Annotated in this window: 21 protein-coding genes; 10 read left to right on the forward strand and 11 right to left on the reverse strand. The window is 39.6% G+C overall.

Annotated features, from left to right (window positions below):
• Positions 1 to 6 precede the first annotated feature (6 nt).
• The 3 genes from AYS37_RS02940 to xerH all read left to right on the forward strand — a co-directional run bounded on the left by AYS37_RS02940 (position 7) and on the right by xerH (position 3,450).
• The gene (locus AYS37_RS02940; protein WP_000715034.1) at positions 7 to 819 is read left to right on the forward strand and encodes an outer membrane protein; all 813 of its coding nucleotides are present in this window, start codon (positions 7 to 9) and stop codon (positions 817 to 819) included.
• A 158-nt stretch (positions 820 to 977) separates the two neighbouring features.
• Complete coding sequence (locus tag AYS37_RS02945; RefSeq protein WP_000967299.1) at positions 978 to 2,150, forward strand: pyridoxal phosphate-dependent aminotransferase; 1,173 nt, start codon at positions 978 to 980, stop codon at positions 2,148 to 2,150.
• A gap of 229 nt (positions 2,151 to 2,379) precedes the next feature.
• On the forward strand, positions 2,380 to 3,450 hold the full coding sequence (gene xerH, locus AYS37_RS02950; RefSeq protein ID WP_000682457.1) for a tyrosine recombinase XerH: 1,071 nt from the start codon (positions 2,380 to 2,382) through the stop codon (positions 3,448 to 3,450).
• Between the two features lie 63 nt (positions 3,451 to 3,513).
• On the opposite strand, the gene AYS37_RS02955 is transcribed toward xerH, so the two are convergent.
• From AYS37_RS02955 to glmU, 9 genes are all read right to left on the reverse strand, one after another.
• The gene (locus AYS37_RS02955) at positions 3,514 to 4,020 is read right to left on the reverse strand and encodes a methylated-DNA--[protein]-cysteine S-methyltransferase (RefSeq protein ID WP_001874553.1); all 507 of its coding nucleotides are present in this window, start codon (positions 4,018 to 4,020) and stop codon (positions 3,514 to 3,516) included.
• Between the two features lie 3 nt (positions 4,021 to 4,023).
• Positions 4,024 to 4,791: a sulfite exporter TauE/SafE family protein gene (locus AYS37_RS02960; RefSeq protein WP_000356050.1), complete on the reverse strand. Its 768-nt coding sequence runs from the start codon at positions 4,789 to 4,791 to the stop codon at positions 4,024 to 4,026.
• Positions 4,792 to 4,915: 124 nt separating this feature from the next.
• Positions 4,916 to 5,863 carry a Gfo/Idh/MocA family protein gene (locus tag AYS37_RS02965; protein WP_000895555.1) on the reverse strand — a complete coding sequence of 316 codons (948 nt, stop codon included), beginning with the start codon at positions 5,861 to 5,863 and terminating at the stop codon, positions 4,916 to 4,918.
• A gap of 61 nt (positions 5,864 to 5,924) precedes the next feature.
• Positions 5,925 to 8,291 carry a ribonucleoside-diphosphate reductase subunit alpha gene (locus AYS37_RS02970; RefSeq protein WP_000633925.1) on the reverse strand — a complete coding sequence of 789 codons (2,367 nt, stop codon included), beginning with the start codon at positions 8,289 to 8,291 and terminating at the stop codon, positions 5,925 to 5,927.
• 165 nt (positions 8,292 to 8,456) lie between these two features.
• Positions 8,457 to 8,963 carry a hypothetical protein gene (locus AYS37_RS02975; protein ID WP_000381687.1) on the reverse strand — a complete coding sequence of 169 codons (507 nt, stop codon included), beginning with the start codon at positions 8,961 to 8,963 and terminating at the stop codon, positions 8,457 to 8,459.
• Between the two features lie 33 nt (positions 8,964 to 8,996).
• Positions 8,997 to 9,338, reverse strand: a complete 342-nt coding sequence (locus tag AYS37_RS02980) for a hypothetical protein (protein WP_000015919.1) — start codon at positions 9,336 to 9,338, stop codon at positions 8,997 to 8,999.
• A gap of 298 nt (positions 9,339 to 9,636) precedes the next feature.
• The gene (locus AYS37_RS02985; protein ID WP_000381667.1) at positions 9,637 to 10,146 is read right to left on the reverse strand and encodes a hypothetical protein; all 510 of its coding nucleotides are present in this window, start codon (positions 10,144 to 10,146) and stop codon (positions 9,637 to 9,639) included.
• 39 nt (positions 10,147 to 10,185) lie between these two features.
• Positions 10,186 to 10,566 carry a hypothetical protein gene (locus AYS37_RS02990; RefSeq protein WP_000015744.1) on the reverse strand — a complete coding sequence of 127 codons (381 nt, stop codon included), beginning with the start codon at positions 10,564 to 10,566 and terminating at the stop codon, positions 10,186 to 10,188.
• A gap of 292 nt (positions 10,567 to 10,858) precedes the next feature.
• Positions 10,859 to 12,160 carry a bifunctional UDP-N-acetylglucosamine diphosphorylase/glucosamine-1-phosphate N-acetyltransferase GlmU gene (glmU, locus tag AYS37_RS02995; protein ID WP_000953714.1) on the reverse strand — a complete coding sequence of 434 codons (1,302 nt, stop codon included), beginning with the start codon at positions 12,158 to 12,160 and terminating at the stop codon, positions 10,859 to 10,861.
• Between the two features lie 82 nt (positions 12,161 to 12,242).
• Between glmU and fliP the strand changes: the two genes are divergently transcribed.
• Positions 12,243 to 12,989, forward strand: a complete 747-nt coding sequence (fliP, locus tag AYS37_RS03000) for a flagellar type III secretion system pore protein FliP (RefSeq protein WP_001210287.1) — start codon at positions 12,243 to 12,245, stop codon at positions 12,987 to 12,989.
• 36 nt (positions 12,990 to 13,025) lie between these two features.
• Here the strand turns inward: fliP and AYS37_RS03005 are convergent, their stop codons facing one another.
• Together AYS37_RS03005 and feoB are read right to left on the reverse strand one after the other, a co-directional pair.
• Positions 13,026 to 15,329 carry a TonB-dependent receptor family protein gene (locus tag AYS37_RS03005; RefSeq protein ID WP_000822069.1) on the reverse strand — a complete coding sequence of 768 codons (2,304 nt, stop codon included), beginning with the start codon at positions 15,327 to 15,329 and terminating at the stop codon, positions 13,026 to 13,028.
• Positions 15,330 to 15,582: 253 nt separating this feature from the next.
• Entirely contained in the window at positions 15,583 to 17,511 is a 1,929-nt protein-coding gene (gene feoB, locus AYS37_RS03010; protein WP_000391122.1) for a ferrous iron transport protein B, read from the reverse strand.
• A 115-nt stretch (positions 17,512 to 17,626) separates the two neighbouring features.
• On the opposite strand from feoB, the gene AYS37_RS03015 reads away from it, so the two are divergent.
• The 6 genes from AYS37_RS03015 to AYS37_RS03040 all read left to right on the forward strand — a co-directional run bounded on the left by AYS37_RS03015 (position 17,627) and on the right by AYS37_RS03040 (position 23,762).
• Positions 17,627 to 18,457: a 3'-5' exonuclease gene (locus AYS37_RS03015; RefSeq protein ID WP_424321609.1), complete on the forward strand. Its 831-nt coding sequence runs from the start codon at positions 17,627 to 17,629 to the stop codon at positions 18,455 to 18,457.
• Between the two features lie 281 nt (positions 18,458 to 18,738).
• Complete coding sequence (locus AYS37_RS03020; protein WP_001006938.1) at positions 18,739 to 19,914, forward strand: acetyl-CoA C-acetyltransferase; 1,176 nt, start codon at positions 18,739 to 18,741, stop codon at positions 19,912 to 19,914.
• 10 nt (positions 19,915 to 19,924) lie between these two features.
• Positions 19,925 to 20,623: a CoA transferase subunit A gene (locus AYS37_RS03025; protein WP_001045175.1), complete on the forward strand. Its 699-nt coding sequence runs from the start codon at positions 19,925 to 19,927 to the stop codon at positions 20,621 to 20,623.
• Positions 20,620 to 21,243 (forward strand): 3-oxoacid CoA-transferase subunit B, encoded by a 624-nt coding sequence (locus AYS37_RS03030; RefSeq protein ID WP_001206235.1) that lies wholly within the window; start codon positions 20,620 to 20,622, stop codon positions 21,241 to 21,243. Before AYS37_RS03025 ends, AYS37_RS03030 begins: the two co-directional genes overlap by 4 nt.
• A 19-nt stretch (positions 21,244 to 21,262) precedes the next feature.
• Positions 21,263 to 22,627 carry a TIGR00366 family protein gene (locus AYS37_RS03035; RefSeq protein WP_000479504.1) on the forward strand — a complete coding sequence of 455 codons (1,365 nt, stop codon included), beginning with the start codon at positions 21,263 to 21,265 and terminating at the stop codon, positions 22,625 to 22,627.
• 124 nt (positions 22,628 to 22,751) lie between these two features.
• Positions 22,752 to 23,762 carry a lipid A deacylase LpxR family protein gene (locus AYS37_RS03040; RefSeq protein WP_000465194.1) on the forward strand — a complete coding sequence of 337 codons (1,011 nt, stop codon included), beginning with the start codon at positions 22,752 to 22,754 and terminating at the stop codon, positions 23,760 to 23,762.
• Positions 23,763 to 23,875: the final 113 nt, after the last annotated feature.

Genomic DNA, 23,875 nt, shown 5'->3' on the forward strand with positions numbered 1-23,875 from the left:
TGTTGTATGAAAAAGTTTGTAGTGTTTAAAACGCTCTGTTTATCGGTAGTGTTAGGTAATAGTCTTGTGGCAGCAGAAGGCAGCACAGAAGTGCAAAAGCAATTGGAAAAGCCAAAAGATTATAAAGCAGTGAAAGGCGAGCAAAACGCTTGGTATTTGGGGATTAGCTATCAAGTCGGTCAGGCTTCACAAAGCGTTAAAAACCCCCCCAAAAGCAGTGAATTTAACTATCCTAAGTTCCCTGTGGGTAAAACCGACTATCTGGCCGTTATGCAAGGCTTAGGGCTTACTGTGGGTTATAAGCAGTTTTTTGGGGAGAAGAGATGGTTTGGTGCGCGCTATTACGGCTTTATGGATTATGGGCATGCCGTATTTGGAGCGAACGCTTTGACATCAGATAATGGTGGGGTGTGTGAGCTTCACCAACCATGTGCGACCAAAGTAGGGACAATGGGCAATCTGTCTGACATGTTCACTTATGGTGTGGGTATTGACACTTTATACAATGTCATCAATAAAGAGGATGCGAGTTTTGGATTCTTTTTTGGGGCTCAAATCGCGGGCAACTCTTGGGGTAATACGACAGGGGCCTTTTTGGAAACTAAAAGCCCTTATAAGCACACTTCCTATAGCCTTGATCCGGCGATTTTCCAATTCCTTTTTAATTTAGGGATCCGCACCCATATTGGCCGGCATCAAGAATTTGACTTTGGCGTGAAGATTCCTACTATCAATGTTTATTATTTTAACCATGGGAATTTGAGCTTCACTTACCGCCGTCAATACAGCCTTTATGTAGGGTATCGTTACAATTTCTGATTTAAAACGCTTGTTTTTCTCTAATTGGATTTTCAATTAGAGTTTTCTTGCATAAACCACCGCTTTCTTTTGAAACATTTTTTAAAGTTTTTTGAAAATTAGAATTAAAATCTTTTTGATCATGTTATGATAGTTCAAAAAATTAACAAGGATTAAGCATGTTATATTCCTCTAAAATCCAATCCCTTTCAGAATCCGCAACGATCGCTATCAGCACGCTCGCTAAAGAATTGAAATCGCAAGGAAAAGATATTTTAAGTTTTTCAGCGGGCGAGCCTGATTTTGACACCCCACAAGCGATTAAAGATGCGGCTATAAAAGCCCTAAATGACGGCTTCACCAAATACACGCCAGTGGCTGGGATTCCTGAATTACTCAAAGCGATCGCTTTTAAATTGAAAAAAGAAAACAACTTGGATTATGAGCTGAGTGAAATTCTAGTGAGCAATGGCGCTAAGCAAAGCCTGTTCAATGCGATTCAAGCCTTAATAGGGGAGGGCGATGAGGTGGTTATCCCTGTGCCTTTTTGGGTAACTTACCCTGAGCTTGTGAAATACAGCGGAGGGGTGAGTCAATTCATTCAAACCGATGAAAAAAGCCATTTTAAAATCACCCCCAAGCAGCTTAAAGACGCTTTAAGCCCCAAAACAAAAATGCTCATTCTCACCACCCCATCAAACCCTACCGGCATGCTTTATAGTAAGGCGGAATTAGAGGCTTTAGGCGAAGTTTTAAAAGACACCAAAGTTTGGGTGCTTAGCGATGAAATTTATGAAAAGCTTGTTTATAAAGGGGAGTTTGTTTCTTGCGCAGCAGTGAGTGAAGAGATGAACAAACGCACCATTACCATTAACGGCTTGAGCAAGTCAGTAGCGATGACAGGCTGGCGTATGGGCTATGCGGCGAGTAAGGATAAAAAATTAGTCAAATTGATGAATAACTTGCAAAGTCAATGCACTTCCAATATCAATTCTATCACGCAAATGGCTTCTATTGTGGCGCTTGAGGGGTTGGTGGATAAGGAAATTGAAACGATGCGTCAGGCTTTTGAGAAGCGCTGTGATTTAGCCCACGCAAAAATCAATGCGATTGAAGGGCTGAGTGCTTTAAAACCTGATGGGGCGTTTTATTTGTTTATCCATATCGGTAGCCTTTGTGGGGGGGATTCGATGCGATTTTGCCATGAGTTGTTAGAAAAAGAAGGCGTAGCGTTAGTGCCTGGAAAGGCTTTTGGATTGGAAGGCTATGTCCGTTTGTCTTTTGCATGCTCAGAAGAGCAGATTGAAAAGGGGATTGAACGCATCGCTCGCTTTGTCAAATCAAAGGGATAAAAAAATTGGTATTTAAAAAAGGGGGGACTTAATCTTGTTTGGAATTTGATATTGTAGTTAGTGGCGTAGCGTGGTATAGTGGTTTGACTTAAAAGTTTGAAAAGTGCAGTTTTCATAACTAAATGAATTTTTTTGAGAAATAAAGGAATAATAAGGAATAATTATGACAATAATATTTGGAGAAGGATCCTATATCATTGATTTGCACTTAATAGATGACTAAACCCCAATGAAGCACCCCCTAGAAGAATTAAAAGACCCTGTAGAAAATCTTTTGCTGTGGATTGGGCGCTTTTTGCGTTACAAATGCACAAGCCTATCTAATTCCCAAGTGAAAGATCAAAACAAGGTTTTTGAATGCTTGAACGAATTCAATCATGCGTTCATCAATTCAAGCCAATTAGAAAAAGTTTGCAAAAAAGCCCGCAGTGCCGGATTATTAGGTATCAATACCTATGCACTGCCCCTACTCAAATTTTACGAATACGCTCAAAAGCTTTCTTTAAAATCGCTCAAAAGCATAGACGAAGTCATGTTGGCTGAATTTTTGAGTATTTATACCGGGGGTTTGAGTTTAGCCACCAAGAAAAATTACCGGATCGCCCTACTCGGGCTTTTTAGCTACATAGACAAGCAAAATCAAGATGAAAATGAAAAATCTTATATTTATAATATCACGCTTAAAAATATCAGCGGAGCAAATCAAAGTGCGGGCAACAAGCTCCCTACTCATTTAAACAATGAAGAATTAGAAAAATTTTTAGAAAGCATTGATAAAATAGAAATGTCCGCTAAAGTGCGCGCGAGAAACCGCCTGCTCATTAAAATCATCGTTTTTACAGGCATGCGTTCTAATGAAGCCTTGCAGCTTAAAATAAAGGATTTTACTTTAGAAAATGGCTGTTATACGATTTTGATTAAAGGTAAGGGCGATAAATACAGAGCGGTGATGCTCAAAGCTTTCCACATTGAGAGCCTTTTAAAAGAATGGCTCATAGAAAGGGAATTGTATCCTGTTAAAAACGATTTATTGTTTTGCAACCAAAAAGGCAGCGCTTTAACGCAAGCGTATTTGTATAAGCAAGTGGAGCGCATCATCAATTTTGCAGGACTCAGGCGAGAGAAAAATGGGGCGCACATGTTAAGGCATTCTTTTGCGACCTTGCTTTATCAAAAACGCCATGATTTGATTTTGGTTCAAGAAGCTCTAGGGCATGCGAGCTTGAACACGAGTAGGATTTACACGCATTTTGACAAACAGCGTTTAGAAGAAGCGGCGAGCATTTGGGAAGAAAATTAAAAAACACCCCCCTACTCCCTTAAAAAAAGGATTTTTACCATAGAATAACCAAAACCCCATTTTTTAAGAAATTAAAGAGTTTTTAGCTTGCTGGTTTAAAATTTTGCTTTCAAATTCTAACAGCCACTTTTTGACTTCTATACCCCCATTATACCCCCCTAAAGCGCCATTTTTACGCACCACTCTATGACAAGGCACGATCAAAGAAATAGGGTTATTGCGATTAGCGTTGCCAACAGCTCTGCAAGATTTAGGGTTATTAATGAGCTTTGCGATTTCATCGTAACTTTTTGTTTTACCATAAGGGATAGTCATTAACGCAGACCAAACTTGTTTTTGAAAAAAAGTCCCTATCAAATCTAAAGGCGCATCAAATTCAAAAAGTTGTCCCAAGAAATAACGCTCCAAGGCTTGAACGCTGAGTTTTAGCGGGGTATTCATAGGGGTATTATGAGAAAAATTGGCCGCATCAAAATCCAATCTCAACAAATGGCTCTCATTAGCGCACAAATGCAAATACTCTAAAGGGAAACTCTTAGGGGTCTTAAAATAGTAGTGGTATAAAACCATCAATTAAAAAAAGAGTTTGTATAAAATAATCAATAACGACAAACCATACACCCCTAAAATCAAAGCTTTATGCATCTTTTCATTCAAAAGCCCCATGATCCATTTAATCCCAATGCTCACGCCCATAACAGAGCCTAATCCCACAATCGCCCCTGCTACTAGCACTTCTTTATTAATGATGTGGTGATAGATTAAGGAAAAAGCTCCTGAAATGGAAGAAAACAGAATAAAAAATAACCCTAACGCCACGCATTTTTTAGAATCATACCCTAAAAAATAATGCATCAAAGGCACCATGAGCATCCCCCCACCAATCCCTAAAGTGATGGCAAAAAACCCTGTGAGCGCGCCAATTAAAAATAATTTTAAACCTTGCAATTGATAGCGCTTGGTACCCGCTATAAAATCTTTTTTTTTGGGTTTCAAAACAAATTGGATCATAGAATACACGACTAAAAGCGCGAAAATAACCATTAAAATTTTACTGGAAACGATTTTTAAAATGAAACCGCTAAAACTCGCTCCTATCAGCCCCCCTGCCCCTATCAACAAGCCTAAAGAAAAATCAAGCGATTTTTTTTTGAAATTCAAAACAGATCCCACGAACGATGAAAGCGCCATTTGCAAAATGGAAATGCCGATGGATTCTTCAAAAGAATGCCCGGTTGCGAGCATGATAGGGACAATGATCATCCCCCCACCAATGCCAAAGATCCCTGATAGAATGCCAGTAAAAAGCCCTATCGTTATGTATAACGCATAAATATCCATAAAAACCCTTAAAAAAGTAAAACCCCCCCTATAAAACCCCTCTAAAAGAAAATTAAAAATAACTCTATTCTAATCAAACACCAATAACCAAACCCCCTAAACAACGCTTTTAAAAGTCATGCTTTTATTGGTCTGTTTTGTTTTTACAACACAAAGCATGCGAATCATCATTGGGTTCGCTAATAGAGAGGTTTCTTAATTCATAAGCCAATTTGATAGACGCCATAGCGTCATCCAAGCCAAACCCCCCTTGAGCTAAAATCTGTTTGTAGCTTTCTATATACAGATTATCAAAGCTTTGCGTGAGATTGACTTCTTCGCCCTCTAGGATCATTTTATGATAAACTTTTTCTTTAGCCACTCCCATGTGTTCTGGATTGATGGAAAAAAACCATCTTATTTTGGCATGCTCTAAAAAGAGTATCCCGCACACGCAATCAGGCTCTTCTCTATTGATAACCTTGTCTTTAACGCCTCCAAACAAATACAATAAAGTGTCAAAGATATTCACTCCCATTTGAGTGGCTAACCCCCCACTCCTATTCACATCGGCTCGCCATGAAGAAAAATACCATTTCCCTTGAACGCTGATATAAGTGAGCGTGATGTCAAACACCTTTTCAGGGTTTTTGTCTAATTCGCTCTTAATTTTTTCTTTCAAAGCCAGCGTGTCGCAATGCAAGCGCAAGGGCAAAAGACTAAACACCCTTTTTTGGTATTTCACCTCTAAATCTTTCAATTCTTGTATTTCGCCAGGGTCTAAAACTAAGGGTTTTTCACAAATCACATGCATGCCGTTTCTTAACCCGAAACGGATGTGATCAAAATGCGTGTGCGTGGGCGTGCAAACGCTCAAATAGTTGATTTCTTTACCCATAGCCTTAGATTGCTCTAAATGCTTTTCAAAATCTTCAATATTGGTAAAAAACTCTGATTGCGGGAAATACTCATCTAAAACCCCCACGCTATCATGAACATCAAAAGAGCAATCCAAAAAATGCCCTGTATCTCTAATGGCCTGCAAGTGCTTGGGAGCGATAAACCCCCCTGAACCAATCATCGCAAAAAGCATTCATCTTCCTTAAATAATTTTAAATCTCATTTTAGCAAAGATTAGCTTATTTAAGCTTATATTATTGGCAATTAAAACACTCCACCGATCGATCCAACACGCTTTTTTCATCTATGCTAGGGCTTTCGCTGCGCAAATAATAAGTGGATTTTAACCCTAATTTCCAAGCGAGCGTGTAGATGTCATGCAAGGTTTTACCGCTAGCGTTTTCTATGCGTAAAAACACATTAATGCTTTGGCCTTGATCGATCCACTTTTGGCGCACGGCCGCTGCTTTAATCAAATCTTTAGCGTCAATATCATAGGCTGATGTGTAAAAATTCCAGGTTTCTACATTCAAATTAGGCACTACAACTGGAATTAGCCCGCTCAAATTTTCTTCAAACCATTTTTTCTTATAAATGGGTTCAATCGTTTGGGTTGTGCCTACTAAAATAGAAATGGAGCTTGTGGGAGCGATCGCCATTAAATAGCCATTACGCATGCCATTAATTTTGACTTTTTCCCTCAAACCTTGCCAATCGCAAGCGTGATTGAAAAGCCCTTTTTCGGTGAGCTTTAAGGCTTCATTGTTGGCTTTATCAATAGGGAAAATCCCCTTACTCCATTCTGAATTTTCAAAATCCTTATAAACCCCTTTTTCTTTCGCTAAATTCGCGCTCGTGTCAATCGCATGGTAGCTGATTTGCTCCATTAAAGCGTCAATTTTTTCTAAATGCTCTTTAGACCCCCAAGCGATTTGGTGTTCTGCGAGCATTTGCGCTTCACCCATAACCCCTAACCCTATGGCTCTATTTTGTAAATTGGTGGCTTTGACTTTGCGGTTAGGGTAGAAATTCAAATCAATCACATTGTCTAAAAGCCTGACCATGATCGGCACGACCCTTTTAATGTCTTCTTCGGTGTTGATCTTGCTTAAATTAATGCTCGCTAGATTGCACACCGCCGTTTGCCCATCTTTAGCGACTTTAGTAGCGATATAGATTGGTTTGCCTTTTAGAATATCCGTGCTAGTGAGCTTGTTAGCGCATTTAGTGATATTATCATCTGTCGTTACCAACTCTTTTTCTTCAAAAAATTCTATGGTGCCGTCGGTGTATTCTATTTGCATGTAGTAGTGGTTGGGTGCGGTATTTTGAAAAATCTCCGTGCATAAATTAGACGATCGAATGATTCCTGCATGAGCGTTTGGATTGCACCGATTGGCGTTATCTTTAAAGGCCAAAAAAGGCAAGCCGGCTTCAAAATAATTCATTAAGATTTTTTTCCATAAATCTTTAGCGTTAATGTATTCTTTAATGATTTTGGGATCTTTTTCATACTCTAAATAGCGTTTTTCAAAATCCTGCCCATAAAGCTCAGTCAAATCCTTACACTCATAAGGGTCAAACAAAGTCCACATCGCGTCTTCTAAAACCCTTTTCAAAAACAGATCGCACACCCAAAGGGCCGGGAACAAATCATGCGCTCTTCGCCTTTCATCACCGCTATTTTTCCTTAAATCAATGAACTCCATCACATCAATGTGCCAGATTTCCAAATACACCGCAATCGCGCCCTTTCGTGTGCCTAATTGATCAACTGCAATCGCCACATCATTAGCGATTTTTAAAAATGGGATCGTGCCAGCGCTCGCATTTTTATGCCCATCAATATAGCTCCCAATAGAGCGCACCAAAGAAAAATCCCAGCCAATCCCTCCGCCGTATTTGGACAACAACGCCATTTCCTTATAGCTGTCAAAAATCCCCTCAATATTATCCGGCGTGCTGCCAATATAACACGAGCTTAATTGGTGCTTGGTGGTGCGCGCGTTCGCTAGAGTGGGGGTTGCGCACATCGCTTCAAACTTGCTTAAAACTTCATAAAATTCTAAAGCGATTTTATTAGGTTCTTGTTCGTTTTGCGCTAAAAACATCGCAATGCTCATAAACATGTGCTGGGGCAGTTCAATAGGGTGATTGTTAGCGTCTTTTAACAAATAGCGATCATACAAGGTTTTAATCCCTAAATAATTGAATTGGAAATCCCTTTCAGGCTTGATCTGGCCATTTAAAAACTCTAGATCAAATTTTTCCTTAAAGCCCTTAAGGATGCGGCCCTTTTCTTCAGCGTTTTCAAAATACTCTTTCAAATGCCTATACCCTGTAAAACCACTCACTTTATGGTATAAATCATACAAAAAAAGCCTTGAGGCGACAAAGCTCCAATTGGGCGTGTCAATATCTATCTTATCCACAGCGGTTTTAATCAAAGTTTGTTGGATTTCTTCAGTAGTGATCTTGTCCCTGAATTGCAACCTCGCATCCACTTCCAGCTCACTTTGGCTCACGCCCTCTAAATTGTCCGTAGCGTCCTTAGTGTATTTTTGGATTTTGGTAATGTCCAAAGGCTCAATGCGCCCGTTTCGTTTAACCACTGTAATCAAAATTTTTCCTTTAAATCAAATCGTTTTCTTTTAAATTTGGCATTGTATCAATAAAAAACTTAAGAAAAAGAAAAGTTCAAGTTGGATCTGTTCTATTAATAAGAATGAGTTTTAAAGTTTTTTAATTTTTTTATACCCCCTCCATTTAATGCTATTTGGGTTAAATCACCACCCCCATTTAGTGCAAAGCTTAAGAAAACCTTGAAACCCCAAAATGACCAAACCCTCTACAAGGAGATTGCTAGGATGCCCACAATACGCCGAAATTTCATGCATAGCGATAATAAAGGGTATCGTTAAAAGCATCACATAAAAATCCCTTAGTCTTGCTCCTAACACAGCGTCATAAAACGTGCCAAAAAACCTAGCCTTAAAAATGGCTTTAAAAAACTTGGGGAATCCTTGCCAAGTTTCAATAACTAAATAACCTGATGACCTGCCTTTTGGGTTGAACAAGAGATTAGACAACAAAGCCGCTATTAGACCCACTAACCACACATAATAGCTGTATTTAGGGTCAAAAAGCGGATCGCTAGCTGAACCATTTATGTCATAAAAAATCCTAGTGGTTATGGAGATACATCCTCCATAGACTAGAGCCATTGCCCATCGATATTCCAAATCGCTCAAACGCTTTTTTGAGCCATTCAAGTTCTCTTTTGTAGTATCCATGCTATTTCCTTTCCCCCTATCACCTTGGCTCATTTAAGATCGCCAAGCATGCCCAAAACTATAGCCGTAATCATAAAAATCACGGATAGGTTCTCTTGGGGCTTGTGGTTCTCTAGTCTGAGGCTCTCTAGTTTGAGGCTCTCTGTCTATGAAATCACGAATAAAATCTTCTACCTTATCGCCTATTTCCCGACCAAGCTGACCCCCAATCGCAGCCCCTAACGGCCCTCTGACCGCTCCCATTGTTGAACCAATGTCTCCTCCTATATCTCTGCCAAGCTGACCCCTTGTCTCTATTCTAGGACTAGCTATAGCCACATTAGCCATTACACCGCATAAAACCACTACACAACTAAATGTTTTTAATCCACTCATAACAAATCCTTTCATAAAATGGAGATTCAAGGCATGTTTGGGCATACCTTATGAGAATATTTATACCACAACCCTATTAAAAGCGTTGTTACAGATCAGCCAAATATCACAAAAATCTCAATAAGCGTTTTGTTTCTACTCAAATTACAGGATTAAAGTAAATGATTATAATATTTTAGGATTTTTCATTATTCAAACAAATTAAGATTTCTTAAAAAACCCATTTTCAATAATAAGAATGGGTTTTAAAGTTTTTTAATTTTTTATACCCCCTCCATTTAATGGCATTTGGGTTAAATCACCACCCTAATTTAGCACAAAGCCTAGAACAAATTCCAAAAACACACACAAGGCCAAGAATGACCAAACCCTCTACAAGGAAGTTGCTAGGATGCCCGCAATACGCCGAAACCTCATGGATAGCGGCAATAAAGGGCATCGTTAAAAGCATCACATAAAAATCCCTTAGCCTTGATCCTAACACAGCGTCATGAAACGCGCCAAAAAACCTAGCCTTAAAAATGGCTTTGAGAAACCTAGGGTATCTTACTTGGAAAGATTTATAACAATCCCTACCTCGTGGGTCAAATAAAAGGTTAGACAACAAAGCCGCTATTAGACCCACTAGCCACATATAATAGCTATTTTTAGGGTCAAAAATCGAATCGCTAGCTGAACCATCTATGTCATAAAAAATCCTAGCGTTTATGGAGATACATATCGTATAGACTAGAGCCACTGCCCATTGATATTCCCAATCGCTCAAACGCTCTTTTGAGCCATTCAAGTTCTCTTTTGTAGTATCCATGTTATTTCCTTCCCCCCCATCACCTTGGATCATTTAAGATCACCAAGCATGCCCAAAACTATAGCCGTAATCATAAAAATCACGGATAGGTTCTCTTGGGGCTTGTGGCTCTCTAGTCTGAGGCTCTCTAGTTTGAGGCTCTCTATCAACGCCACGGATGTAATCTTCTACTCTATCGCCTATTTCAGACCCAATATACCCTCCTGCTGTGCTACCAAGAAATCTCCCTAATCCAATACCCACTGGACCTCCAGGAACCCCAATTGCTCCTCCAATTTTATCACCAACAAAACCCCCAACACCACCCCCTATAAGTTTGCCTAATTCACCCCTTGCCTCTATTTTAGGACTAGCTATAGCTACATTAGCCATTGCACCGCATAAAACCACTACACAACTAAATGCTTTTAACCCACTCATAACAAATCCTTTCATAAATTGAGATTCAAGGCAAGGCATGTTTGGCACACCTTGATAAGAGTATTTATACCACAACCCTATTAAAAGCATTGTTACAAATCAGCTAAATATCACAAAAATCTCAATAAGCGTTTTATTTATTCACAAATTACAAGATTAAAGTAAATGGTTATAATAATTTTTAGGATTTTTCATTATTAAAGCAAATTCAAAAGGATAAAAAGAGAACTTTTTAATCCATTAAAAATACGCTCAATAAAGTTTTAAAACATTACAATTCTTTTCAAGCTCTTTAAGGCTTCTTAAAAAACTTAAAATACCCATTTTCAATGTTAGCTTGAGGGGCGCGTGAAAGGCTCAACGAACCGCTAGGAATGTCTTTAGTGATGGTGGTGCCGCTGCCAATTAAAACATTAGAGCCGATATTTATGGGGGCGACTAGTTGGCTATCGCTCCCTATAAAAACATTTTCACCGATGATCGTTTGGTGTTTCTTTTTACCATCGTAATTGCAAGTGATCACGCCAGCCCCTACATTTGTGTTTTTCCCTATCTCACAATCCCCCAAATAGCTCAAATGCCCTGCTTTAGCGCCTTGAAGTTTGGCGTTTTTAGTCTCTACAAAATTCCCCACATGGCTATTACAAATCACGCTTTTAGGGCGCGCATGGGCAAACGGCCCCACACTGCTATTAATAATTTGGCTTTCTTCTATCACGCTATAAGCTTTAATATGCACGTTTTCTATCAAACAATTCCCACTCAAACGCACCCCTTGCTCTAAAACGCACTCCCCCTTAAAACTCACGCCTTTTTCTAAATAAATACTACTAGGTAATTGCATCACTACCCCCAAGTCCATGGCGTTTTTTCGCAACCTTTCTAGCATGATTTCTTCAGCTTTTGCTCTTTCTGTTTGGCTATTCACCCCTAAAAAACACTCTTCTTCTAAGAAAATAGCGTCAATTGTTTCGTTTTCATTGATTCCTAGAGCGATTAAATCCGTGAGGTAGTATTCTTTTTGGGCGTTTTGGTCATTAAGCTTGGGTAAGTATTTTTCTAAAAACTTTCTTTCAAAAAAATACACGCCAGCATTCACGCTTTGAATGGTTTTTTCTTCACCATTAGCGTCCTTTTCTTCTACAATCTTTTTAACCTGATGGTTTTCTAAAACAACGCGCCCATAACCTTTAGGGTCAGCTAAATGCAGTAAGCCTATAGCGTTATTCTGGCTTTCTAATAAGGGGGTAAGAGCGTCTTTAGTGATTAAGGGCATGTCCGCATTCAAAATCAAAACCCGATCGTGTTTCGTAGGGATAGGCGATTTATCTTCTTGCATGATAGCCCCACCTGTCCCTGAATATTTTTCCACGATTTGAGTGTGGAAGATTACGCCCTTAAAACACTCCAACACCGCTTCTTTAATGCGTTCTTGTTGGTGGTGTAAGACAAGATGCACATCATCGCTGATTGAAAAAGCCGTTTCTAAAATGTAAAACAACATAGGCTCCCCACAAATGGTGTGTAAGGTTTTAGGCAGGCTAGAACGCATGCGAGTGCCTTTACCAGCGGCCAATATGATGACAGAAAGCATTAAAATCCTTTTTTTATGGAATTTTAACATGCCTTATCTTATAATTTGGCTTCGTTTTTATCAAAGATTTAAGGCTAGAATTTTGCGTTTTTTCATTTTTTTAATCCTCATTTGCCCTTTAATATGCCCTTTAATGAGCGCTGATAGCGCTTTGCCCAGCGTCAATCTCTCTTTAAACGCTCCTAACGATCCTAAACAGCTTGTAACCACCCTTAATGTCATCGCCCTGCTCACGCTTTTGGTTTTAGCCCCATCGTTGATTTTAGTGATGACGAGTTTCACCCGTTTGATCGTGGTGTTTTCTTTTTTAAGGACCGCTTTAGGCACGCAACAAACCCCACCCACTCAAATTTTAGTTTCGCTCTCTTTGATATTGACTTTTTTTATCATGGAACCTAGTTTGAAAAAGGCTTATGATACAGGGATTAAGCCTTATATGGATAAAAAGATTTCTTACACCGAAGCGTTTGAAAAAAGCGCTCTGCCTTTCAAGGAATTCATGCTTAAAAACACACGAGAAAAGGATCTAGCGCTTTTTTTTAGGATCAGAAACCTGCCTAACCCTAAAACCCCTGATGAGGTGAGTTTGAGCGTTTTGATCCCGGCGTTTATGATAAGCGAGTTGAAAACAGCGTTTCAAATCGGCTTTTTACTCTACTTGCCTTTTTTGGTGATTGATATGGTGATCAGCTCTATTTTAATGGCGATGGGCATGATGATGCTCCCGCCTGTAATGATTTCTCTGCCTTTTAAAATTTTGGTGTTTATTCTGGTAGATGGGTTTAATTTATTGACCGAAAATTTAGTAGCGAGTTTTAAAATGGTTTAATATCAAACATTCAAGCTATAAAAGCTTGAAACCAATTTAAAACTCATAATTCAAATACGCTGTAATGGATCGCCCTGGCGCGGGCTCTCTCCCTGTAGGGCTTGTGCCAATCCCCCTAAAATAATACTTCATGTTAAAAAGGTTATTGATTTGCAAACTCCCTGTGATTTTATGCCTACCGCTTTGCCATAAGATTGAGCTTACTTGGACATTCAACACAAAATACAAGGGCAATAACCCCACTGAATTACAACCATACTCTAACCCCCCTGTGTATTCTGGGTTTAAGGGCAGGCATACGGTTTGGCTTTTGGCCTGATTGAGCATAGAACTATAAGCGCGGCTATAAAAATAGCTGCTGATTCCAAAAGTCGTGTGCTTGTAAGTATACATCATGTCAAATATGAATTGGTTAGGACTCACATAAGGCAAACGCTTCCCTTTAATATCAAAGGGTTTATTGACAATGCCTGTAAAATAATAAGCAATATCATCAGCGTTAGAAGTGATGCGCGCATCAATGTAAGTGTAAGCCACATGAAATTGCAAACCCCTAATCGGCGCGTAATACAATTCCAATTCCACCCCTTGACTCCTAGCATTCACAGGCTGTGGACTATAGCCTCCCGCATAGTAACGATTGGCAAAAATCACAAAATAATTGGTATTAAAGCTCAATAGATTTTTATAGCTATAGCGTTGCCCCACTTCAATTTCATTGAAAATTTGGTTGTAATTAGTCCTAGTAATGCCTACCATTGTGTGTTGTGGGGGGATAAAACTGCGGCGGTAGTTCGCATACCATATCCAATTTTCCATAGGTTTATAGCCAATGTTAAGGGCGGGACTCCATTCGTTTTGACGCTGTTTTTTACTGGTCCATACGGAAAAATCGTGCTTTTCTGGCTCTTTGTTGTTATAGTTCAAAAAGGTGTATCTAATCCCTGGAGTTATCGCTAATTTAGAATCAAAAAGCTCTATTTTATCGCTCAACCATACCGCTGTATAGTTATTAAACATTTCTTGATTGTTATTAGGCGTTTTAGAAAGAACATATGGGGGCATATGGCACACCCCATCAATAATATCTGATTTTTCGCATGTGCTTTGATCGGATCTAATGAACATGTCCATCGTCATAAAACGCATGCCCACATTAAAAGTTTGCTTAACTTTATTGGTATTGACAACTAAGTTCAAATTAGGCTCAAAAGCGTTCATCACATAACGCCTTAAATGATCAAAAATAAAAAATCCTGGATAATTTTGATCGGTATAAACAGGGCCTAATTTAGGATTGGTATTGACATTTAAATAGTTAGAATCAAATTTAAAATCCCTTGACATGTCATGCCCATAGTAACTGAAAGTGAAATCCCCCCCTACCCTATCCGTGTCCCCAAAAAAGTTTTGATACACAGCTCCCCATCGCTTCGCTCTCCCACTTTTATCGTTATTGGGGCGGTTGTTTTGAAAACGATTTTGATTGTAAGCGGCTATGCCTAAAGATCCAGGGTCTGTTAAAAAATAGCTGTAATATTGAAAAAAAGCGGTGATCTTGTTGCTATCATTGATTTGATACAACGAATCTAGCAAGTAGTTTTGAATGTTGGTAGGGCTGTTGTATCTAAACCCTTGCCCTTTGAGCCAATTGACTTGAGCTTGGATTCCAAAATGCTTATTCATCATACCTCCCGTTCTTAAATAGGTGTTAAAAAGCATGTTATTAACTAAGCTTTTGTCAATGTTTTTAGAATTTTGATTGAAAAACCCCCCATTTTCAGATTTACCCCAAAAAGTGGTCCTCTCGCTCACCTGACTTTCCCACTTGGTAGGAATGCCTTTGGTGATAATGTTGATCACACCACCAAAAGCGTTAGGGCCATAACGCACGCTCTCCCCACCTTTAGTTACACTGATTCTATCCACAGATTGAAAGGTTACAGGAAAAATAACCGTGCCAATTTCAACATAGGGCGCGACATAAATAGGAATCCCATTGACTAGAATCATTCCCGTATTAGAATGCCCTGGGCCTCCCGCACCAAACCCCCTAATGGAAATGCTAGGCACAGCTCCAATACCGGTAGAGTTTCTAATATGCACGCCCGGCACATTTTGTAAAGCTTCTTCAATGCTTTGATTCGCGCTTTTAGTGAGTTGCTTGTTAGAAATCACCGTGCGAGAACCCATATAGTTTCTAACTTCCTTGCTCCTCCAGCTTAAAGGCGCTTCTTTATCGTTAGCCACCCCTGAAGCTTCTACCCTTTCCAAATTATGAGTTTTGACAGCATGCGCGCTATGACTCAAAACAGCCAAAGAGACTAAAATTCTTTTCATTTACCACCTTTTATGAAAAATGTTCTTTTTTACAACAATGTGAAATTTATAATAACCATTATTAGTTTTAGCTTAAATTTTTAAAAAATTATTATTTAGATAATATTAATGACTTTTTTATCAAAAATGCCGATTAATGCGAATGTTGATAGAAAGGATTGGGATATAAAGAAAAATAAAAATTTTTTAATATTTCTAATGAGATGAATTTTAAACGGACAAAGGGTTTTTAAACCCTTTATGGCTAGCCTTTTTAAACCAAAATTTGAGTCGCATAAAAAGCTATCAAGGAAAACGCATACGCTACAACGGTTGTGAAGATGAATAAATACGCTACAAACTTGATCCCCCCAGCTTCCCTACCAAAAGTAATGGTCGCTGCAAAACAAGGGATATAAAACATCACAAACACGATAAAAGCGATCCCGCTAGGCACGCTGACTTCTTTTCTTAAAATCCCTCTAAAAGCGTCAGATTTTTCATTTTGATCCCCTAAAGAAAACAACACCCCCAAAGTAGAAACCACCACCTCTTTAGCCATAAATCCGGTTACAAGCGAGACGCTCAAACGCCAATCAAAATCCATAGGGCTAAAGACTTTTTCTAAATACGCCCCACCTCTTCCTACAACGCTGTTTTTTAAATTCTTTTTATCCAATTCTGCTTTTAATTCTTTTAATTTTTCTTCTTTAGCTTCGCTTGAAAGAGTGGTGTTTTTATCCACTAACAAGCTTTCTTGTTTATAAGTTTTCATAGCCGCATCGCTTTTAGGGTATTGAGACATAAACCAGATTAAAATCGCTCCCACTAAAATATAAGTCCCGGCTTTTTTAAGGTAAGAAAGCGATTTGGTATAGATACTGAAATAGACCATTCTCCAACTGGGAAAGCGGTATTTGGGCATTTCCATGATAAAGGATTCAGTCTGTCCTTTAAACACGCTTAATTTGAGTAATTTGGCCATCACTAACGCCACAACCGCCCCCAAAATATAAATACAAAACAGCACAAACCCCGCGCTTGAAGAAGGGAAAAACGAGCCTACAAACAGCACATAAATAGGGAGTCTTGCCGAGCAGCTCATAAACCCAATCACAAAAAGCGTGATCAATCGTTCGTTATAGTTTTGTAAGGTTCTTGTCGCCATGTAAGCGGGCACAGAGCAACCAAAACCGGTGATTAAAGGGATAAAACTCTTCCCATGCAAGCCAAATTTATGCAAGATCCCATCTAATAAAAACGCTACCCTACTCATATAGCCTGTCGTTTCTAGTAAAGAAATCCCAAAATACAACACCACAATTAAAGGCAAGAATGAAACCGTCGCTCCCACTCCCCCAATAATGCCATCGCCCACCAAAGACGCTAAATCTTCATTAGCCACATTTTCTTTAACGCTATCGCTCAAAAATTTAAACCCTGCTTCAAGCGCTTTTTGCGCTCCGCCTCCTATTAAAAAACTCAAGGAAAAAATGATAAACATAAACCCTAAAAAAATGAAAATCCCATAACGCTTGTGCATTAAAATCTTATCAATCTTATAAGTGTGTTCAAAGCTCGCATTTTGTTTGTTTTCACTGATCACTAATTTGGCGATTCTTTGAGCGCTCTGGCTGTATTTTAAAGACTCCTTAAAACTTTGAGACGGGACTTTTATGCTTTCATTGTTTGTAGTGTTTTGAGAATAAAGCCTGACAATTTCATCTAATAAAAGCCCTGTATTCAAGCGATCTTCTTTGGATCTTGCGCTTGTAGGCACGCACACAACCCCTAATTCTTGAGAAAGCTTTTTGGTATTGATTTTAATGCCTTCTTTTTGCGCCTCATCCCACATGTTGAGCGCAAGAAGCATTTTTTTATTCGTGTCTAATAGCTGCGCGCTTAAGGCTAAATTACGCTCTAAATTGGTGGAATCCACCACATTAAGAATGAGATCGTATTGCCCTTTTTCTAAAAAATCTTTAGTAACCTTTTCTTCAGTGGTGAAGTCATTGAGCGCGTAAGTGCCAGGTAAATCAATGATAGTGATTTGACGATCTTTGTGGATCAAACTCACTTCCATTTTATCCACGGTAACCCCGGCAAAATTCCCCACTTTCAAATGGGCGTTGCTCAAAGCGTTGATGAGGGAGGATTTCCCTACATTAGGTTGGCCCACAAGAGCGACAATGATTTCTTCCACTTCCAATTCTCCAAATAAGTTTTTTAATTTTTGGTTATATAGTTTTGTTAAAAGTCAGCACTATAGCGCTATAAGACTAATTGTTATATAATAAAAGCGAGACAAGAATATTAAAATGCGGAAGAGGCGTGTGATGTTGTGCGTGTTTGATATAGAAACCATTCCTAGCGTGAGCTTGTGTAAAGAGCATTTTCAATTAAAAGAAGACGATGCTCTAAAAATCTGTGAATGGAGTTTTGAAAAGCAAAAAGAAAAAAGCGGGAGCGAGTTTTTGCCTCTTTATCTGCATGAAATCATCTCTATTGCAGCAGTCATTGGCGATGATTACGGGCAATTTATCAAAGTGGGGAATTTTGGTCAAAAACACGAGAATAAAGAGGATTTTACAAGCGAAAAAGAGCTTTTAGAAGACTTTTTCAAATACTTTAACGAAAAGCAACCGCGCTTGATAAGTTTCAATGGCAGAGGTTTTGACATGCCCCTACTCACGCTCAAAGCCCTTAAATACAATTTAACTTTAGACGCTTTTTACAACCAAGAAAACAAATGGGAAAATTACCGCGCGCGCTATAGCGAGCAGTTTCATTTGGATTTAATGGATAGCTTGAGCCATTATGGATCCGTTAGGGGGTTGAATCTAAATGGCGTTTGCTCCATGACGAATATTCCTGGTAAATTTGATGTGAGCGGGGATTTAGTGCATGCGATTTATTACAACCCACATTTAAGCCAAAAGGAGAAAAAAGGCGTTATTGACAGCTATTGCCAAAGCGATGTGCTTAACACTTACTGGCTTTTTTTAAAATACGAAGTGTTAAAAGGGGCTTTAAATAAGGAGCAATACCTTGGGCTATTGAGCGATTTTTTAGAAAAATTCCCTAAAGAAAAATCCTATTCAAGCGTTTTTATTAACGCTTTAGAAAAAGAGATTAGGGAGTTTGCTTGAAACCCTAATTAAAACCCTGAAACTAGGTAAAGACTGCTTAGAAAGAAATTTTTTAAAGCGTTAGAGAAACATGAGCCTAAAGTGCATATCTGCTTGATTTTAGATCCCCACTTAAAACTATATTATGCAATAATCATTGAACGCTAAAATAATATTTTTGTGAAAAAAATAAACGGATTGCCCTCAATCTAAAACAAAACCTAAAACAAAATCCAACCTGTTAGGGCGTCAATTATCTAAAAGTGATACTATGAATGATAAATCAACTTAAAGGCAAAGACATGAATGAAGTGGTTGTAGTGGCGGCAAAGCGGAGTGCAGTGGGGAGTTTTTTAGGCTCTCTAAAGAATGTGGGCGCTAGGCAAATGGGCGTTAGCGTGCTTAAAGACGCTTTGAATGCGAGCGGCCTTAAGCCTAGCGATGTGGATTCTGTCATTTTAGGCAATGTTTTAGGTGCTGGTTTGGGTCAAAATATCGCCAGGCAGATCCAACTGGATTCTGGCATACCCAATGACAGAAACGCTTTTAGCGTCAATATGGTTTGCGGATCGTCTATGAAAGCTATCCAGTTAGCGCATGACAGCATCATGCTTGGGTGCGATGAGGTGGTGGTGTGCGGTGGCGTGGAGAACATGAGCATGGCACCTTATTTGTCGTTTGACATGCGAGACGGGAAAAGAATGGGGAATGCGAACATGATAGACTCCATGATACATGATGGATTATGGGATGCGTTCAATGATTACCACATGGGGATCACCGCTGATAATGTCGCTCAAGCATACCACATAAGTCGAGAAGAGCAAGATAATTTCGCGCTCCAATCGCAACTCAAAGCAAGAGCCGCCATTAATGCAGGGAAATTCCAAGAAGAAATCACGCCTATTGAAATAGCGAATAAAAAAGGCGTGGTTGTTTTTAAAGAGGACGAATACCCTAGAGACACGACGCTAGAATCCCTTGCAAAGCTCAAACCCGCTTTCAAAAAAGACGGATCGGTAACGGCAGGGAATTCATCAGGGATCAATGATGGCGCGAGTGTTATCATTTTATGCAGCACTCAAAAAGCGCAAAAATTGGGGTTAAAAACAATGGCAACTATCAAGGGGTTTGGTTTGGGTGGTTGCAGTCCGGATATAATGGGGATATGCCCTAGCATCGCTATTAAAAACAATCTCAAAAATGTCAAAATGAATCTCAACGACATCAATCTTTTTGAACTCAATGAAGCTTTCGCCGCGCAAAGCATAGCTGTGTTAAAAGAGCTTGAATTAAACCCCAATATCGTGAATGTGAATGGAGGCGCGATAGCCATTGGCCACCCTATTGGCGCAAGCGGCGCTAGGATTTTGGTAACTTTATTGCATGAAATGAAAAGAAGCGGTCATGGCGTGGGTTGTGCGTCATTGTGTGTGGGTGGCGGACAAGGGCTATCAGTGGTAGTGGAACAAAAATAAGGAGAATGAGATGAACAAGGTTATAACCGATTTAGACAAAGCATTGAGCGGGTTAAAAGATGGGGATACTATTTTAGTGGGCGGTTTTGGGCTGTGCGGGATACCCGAATACGCCATTGATTACATTTATAAGAAAGGCATCAAGGATTTGATTGTCGTGAGCAATAATTGCGGCGTTGATGACTTTGGGCTTGGCATTCTTTTGGAAAAAAAACAGATTAAAAAGATTATCGCTTCCTATGTGGGGGAAAATAAGATTTTTGAATCGCAAATGCTGAACGGAGAAATTGAAGTCGTTTTGACACCACAAGGCACTTTGGCTGAAAACTTGCGCGCTGGTGGGGCTGGGATACCCGCTTACTACACCCCAACAGGGGTTGGGACTTTGATCGCTCAAGGCAAGGAATCACGGGAGTTTAACGGCAAGGAGTATATTTTAGAAAGAGCGATCACAGGCGATTACGGGCTTATCAAAGCCTATAAAAGCGACACTCTTGGGAACTTGGTGTTTAGAAAAACGGCTAGAAACTTTAATCCCTTGTGCGCGATGGCGGCAAAAATATGCGTCGCTGAAGTGGAAGAAATTGTGCCGGCTGGGGAATTAGACCCCGATGAAATACACTTGCCAGGAATCTATGTGCAACACATCTATAAGGGCGAGAAATTTGAAAAACGGATAGAAAAAATCACGACAAGGAGCACGAAATGAGAGAGGCTATCATTAAAAGAGCGGCAAAGGAATTAAAAGAGGGCATGTATGTGAATTTAGGGATAGGCTTGCCCACGCTTGTGGCTAATGAAGTGAGCGGGATGAATATCGTTTTCCAAAGCGAGAACGGGCTATTAGGGATTGGCGCTTACCCATTGGAAGGGGGCGTTGATGCGGATCTCATTAATGCAGGAAAGGAAACCATAACCGTGGTGCCGGGCGCTTCGTTTTTCAACAGCGCGGATTCGTTTGCGATGATTCGTGGGGGGCATATTGATTTAGCAATTTTAGGAGGGATGGAAGTCTCACAAAATGGGGATTTAGCTAATTGGATGATCCCTAAAAAGCTCATAAAGGGCATGGGAGGGGCTATGGATCTGGTGCATGGCGCTAAAAAAGTGATTGTCATCATGGAGCATTGCAACAAATATGGGGAGTCTAAAGTGAAAAAAGAATGCTCATTGCCCTTAACGGGAAAAGGCGTGGTGCATCAATTGATAACGGATTTAGCGGTGTTTGAGTTTTCCAATAACGCCATGAAATTAGTGGAATTGCAAGAAGGGGTCAGCCTTGATCAAGTGAAAGAAAAGACAGAAGCTGAATTTGAAGTGCACTTATAGCTTGTAAAAGGGGGTGTTTATGTTTTTATTAAGGCATTTGACTTCAGCGTGCGTGTTTTTGGCGTCTAGATGTTTGCCGGACTCCTTTGTCTTGGTCGCTCTTTTATCGTTTGTCGTGTTCGTTCTTGTTTATTGTTTGACAGGACAGGACGCTTCGTCTGTCATTTCTAGTTGGGGGAATGGTGCTTGGACGCTTTTAGGTTTTTCTATGCAAATGGCTCTTATTTTGGTGTTGGGTCAGGCTCTAGCTAGCGCTAAATTAGTCCAAAAACTTTTAAAATATCTAGCGTCTTTACCTAAAGGGTATTATACAGCTTTATGGTTGGTTACTTTTTTATCATTAATTGCTAATTGGATCAACTGGGGTTTTGGCTTAGTGATTAGCGCGATTTTTGCAAAAGAGATCGCCAAAAATGTTAAAGGGGTGGATTACAGGCTGCTTATTGCTAGCGCTTATTCGGGTTTTGTCATCTGGCATGGGGGTTTATCAGGCTCTATCCCTTTAAGCGTTGCCACTCAAAATGAAAATCTATCCAAAATAAGCGCCGGGGTGATTGAAAAAGCTATCCCTATCAGTCAGACGATTTTTTCTGCTTATAATTTGATCATTATAGGGATCATTCTTATAGGGTTACCCTTTTTAATGGCAATGATCCACCCTAAAAAAGAAGAAATCGTTGAGATTGATTCAAAGCTTTTAAAAGACGAATACAAAGAAACAGAACTCATTAGCCACCAACAAGATAAAACGATCGCGCATTTTTTGGAAAACAGCGCTTTGCTTTCTTATCTTTTGGTTTTTTTGGGTTTTGGGTATCTTGGTATTTATTTTTTTAAAGGGGGAGGGATTAGTTTAAACATTGTCAATACGATTTTCCTTTTTTTAGGGATTTTGCTCCATAAAACCCCTTTAGCTTATGTGAAAGCGATCAATTATTCCGCTAGGAGCGTGGCTGGGATTTTATTGCAATTCCCTTTTTATGCCGGGATCATGGGGATGATGGCAAGCCATAGCGTGGGGGGTCATTCTTTAGCGCAAATGCTTTCTTTAGCCTTCACGCACATCGCTAATGAAAAAACTTTCGCGCTCATGACTTTTTTGAGCGCGGGGATTGTCAATATTTTCATCCCGTCTGGTGGAGGGCAATGGGCGATTCAAGCTCCTATCATGCTTCCGGCTGGGCAAAGCTTAGGCGTGGATCCAGGAGTGGTTTCTATGGCTATCGCTTGGGGAGACGCTTGGACGAATATGATACAGCCTTTTTGGGCTTTGCCCGCTTTAGCCATTGCGGGTTTGGGCGCTAAAGATATTATGGGCTATTGCGTTTTGACTTTAATTTTTGTAGGCTTAGTCGTGTGTGGGGTGTTTTATTTTTTAGTGTGAGTTTTTTATGCCTAAAACCATGCTCTTTTCAATGGGGTAAGTTTTCTCTTTTTACCCCTTAAACGCTCTTGTAATTAAGACTTATTTCGTTACAATAACCCCCATAATAACCTAAGGAAGTGTTTTGTTTTTCAAATTTATTTTATGTTTATTATTAGGAATGTTTGCATGGGCAAAAGAGATTATTCCCACCCCTTCAACCCCATTAACGCCCTCTAAACGCTATTCTATCAATTTGATGACTGAAAATGATGGTTATATCAACCCTTACATTGATGAGTATTATACCGCAGGCAATCAAATAGGCTTTTCTACTAAAGAGTTTGATTTTTCTAAAAATAAAGCGATGAAATGGTCTTCGTATTTAGGGTTTTTCAATAAAAGCCCTAGGGTTACTCGTTTTGGTATTTCTCTCGCCCAAGACATGTATACCCCCTCACTTGCAAACAGAAAACTGGTGCATTTGCATGACAACCACCCTTATGGGGGGTATTTACGGGTGAATTTGAACGTGTATAACCGCCATCAAACTTTTATGGAATTATTCACGCTTTCTTTAGGCACGACAGGGCAAGATTCTTTGGCCGCTCAAACGCAGCGTCTCATTCATAAATGGGGTCATGACCCCCAATTTTATGGCTGGAACACGCAGCTCAAAAACGAATTTATCTTTGAATTGCACTACCAATTGCTTAAAAAAGTCCCTCTTTTAAAGACTCGTTTTTTTTCTATGGAGTTGATGCCTGGGTTTAATGTGGAGCTTGGGAATGCGAGAGATTATTTCCAACTCGGCTCGCTCTTTAGGGCTGGGTATAACTTGGACGCTGATTATGGTGTCAATAAGGTCAATACCGCTTTTGATGGGGGCATGCCTTATAGCGATAAATTTTCTATCTATTTTTTTGTAGGGGCTTTTGGGCGCTTCCAACCCCTTAACATCTTCATTCAAGGCAATAGCCCTGCAACTAGGGGCATTGCTAATTTGGAATACTTTGTTTATGCCAGTGAAATAGGAGCGGCTATGATGTGGCGCAGCCTCAGGGTGGCTTTTACGATCACCGATATTAGTAAAACCTTTCAATCCCAGCCTAAGCACCATCAAATCGGCACTTTAGAATTGAATTTCGCTTTTTAATTTAATATCAGTTTAATATTTTTCTTCCTATATGGTATTTATATGATATTTTTGGGCAATTTAAGATGAATATCGGTAGCGTTTTGAATGAATTTGTTACTAATTTTCACTTT

It is taken from the genome of Helicobacter pylori NQ4053, from assembly GCF_000274605.1.
Classification (GTDB): Bacteria; Campylobacterota; Campylobacteria; order Campylobacterales; family Helicobacteraceae; genus Helicobacter; species Helicobacter pylori_CV.

Coding starts and splice junctions, on each gene's coding strand:
- AYS37_RS02940 (WP_000715034.1), top strand. CDS start 7: ATGAAAAAGTTTGTAGTGTTTAAAACGCTCTGTTTATCGGTAGTGTTA.
- AYS37_RS02945 (WP_000967299.1), top strand. CDS start 978: ATGTTATATTCCTCTAAAATCCAATCCCTTTCAGAATCCGCAACGATC.
- xerH (WP_000682457.1), top strand. CDS start 2,380: ATGAAGCACCCCCTAGAAGAATTAAAAGACCCTGTAGAAAATCTTTTG.
- AYS37_RS02955 (WP_001874553.1), bottom strand. CDS start 4,020: ATGGTTTTATACCACTACTATTTTAAGACCCCTAAGAGTTTCCCTTTA.
- AYS37_RS02960 (WP_000356050.1), bottom strand. CDS start 4,791: ATGGATATTTATGCGTTATACATAACGATAGGGCTTTTTACTGGCATT.
- AYS37_RS02965 (WP_000895555.1), bottom strand. CDS start 5,863: ATGCTTTTTGCGATGATTGGTTCAGGGGGGTTTATCGCTCCCAAGCAC.
- AYS37_RS02975 (WP_000381687.1), bottom strand. CDS start 8,963: ATGGATACTACAAAAGAGAACTTGAATGGCTCAAAAAAGCGTTTGAGC.
- AYS37_RS02980 (WP_000015919.1), bottom strand. CDS start 9,338: ATGAGTGGATTAAAAACATTTAGTTGTGTAGTGGTTTTATGCGGTGTA.
- AYS37_RS02985 (WP_000381667.1), bottom strand. CDS start 10,146: ATGGATACTACAAAAGAGAACTTGAATGGCTCAAAAGAGCGTTTGAGC.
- AYS37_RS02990 (WP_000015744.1), bottom strand. CDS start 10,566: ATGAGTGGGTTAAAAGCATTTAGTTGTGTAGTGGTTTTATGCGGTGCA.
- glmU (WP_000953714.1), bottom strand. CDS start 12,160: ATGCTTTCTGTCATCATATTGGCCGCTGGTAAAGGCACTCGCATGCGT.
- AYS37_RS03005 (WP_000822069.1), bottom strand. CDS start 15,329: ATGAAAAGAATTTTAGTCTCTTTGGCTGTTTTGAGTCATAGCGCGCAT.
- AYS37_RS03015 (WP_424321609.1), top strand. CDS start 17,627: ATGCGGAAGAGGCGTGTGATGTTGTGCGTGTTTGATATAGAAACCATT.
- AYS37_RS03020 (WP_001006938.1), top strand. CDS start 18,739: ATGAATGAAGTGGTTGTAGTGGCGGCAAAGCGGAGTGCAGTGGGGAGT.
- AYS37_RS03025 (WP_001045175.1), top strand. CDS start 19,925: ATGAACAAGGTTATAACCGATTTAGACAAAGCATTGAGCGGGTTAAAA.
- AYS37_RS03030 (WP_001206235.1), top strand. CDS start 20,620: ATGAGAGAGGCTATCATTAAAAGAGCGGCAAAGGAATTAAAAGAGGGC.
- AYS37_RS03035 (WP_000479504.1), top strand. CDS start 21,263: ATGTTTTTATTAAGGCATTTGACTTCAGCGTGCGTGTTTTTGGCGTCT.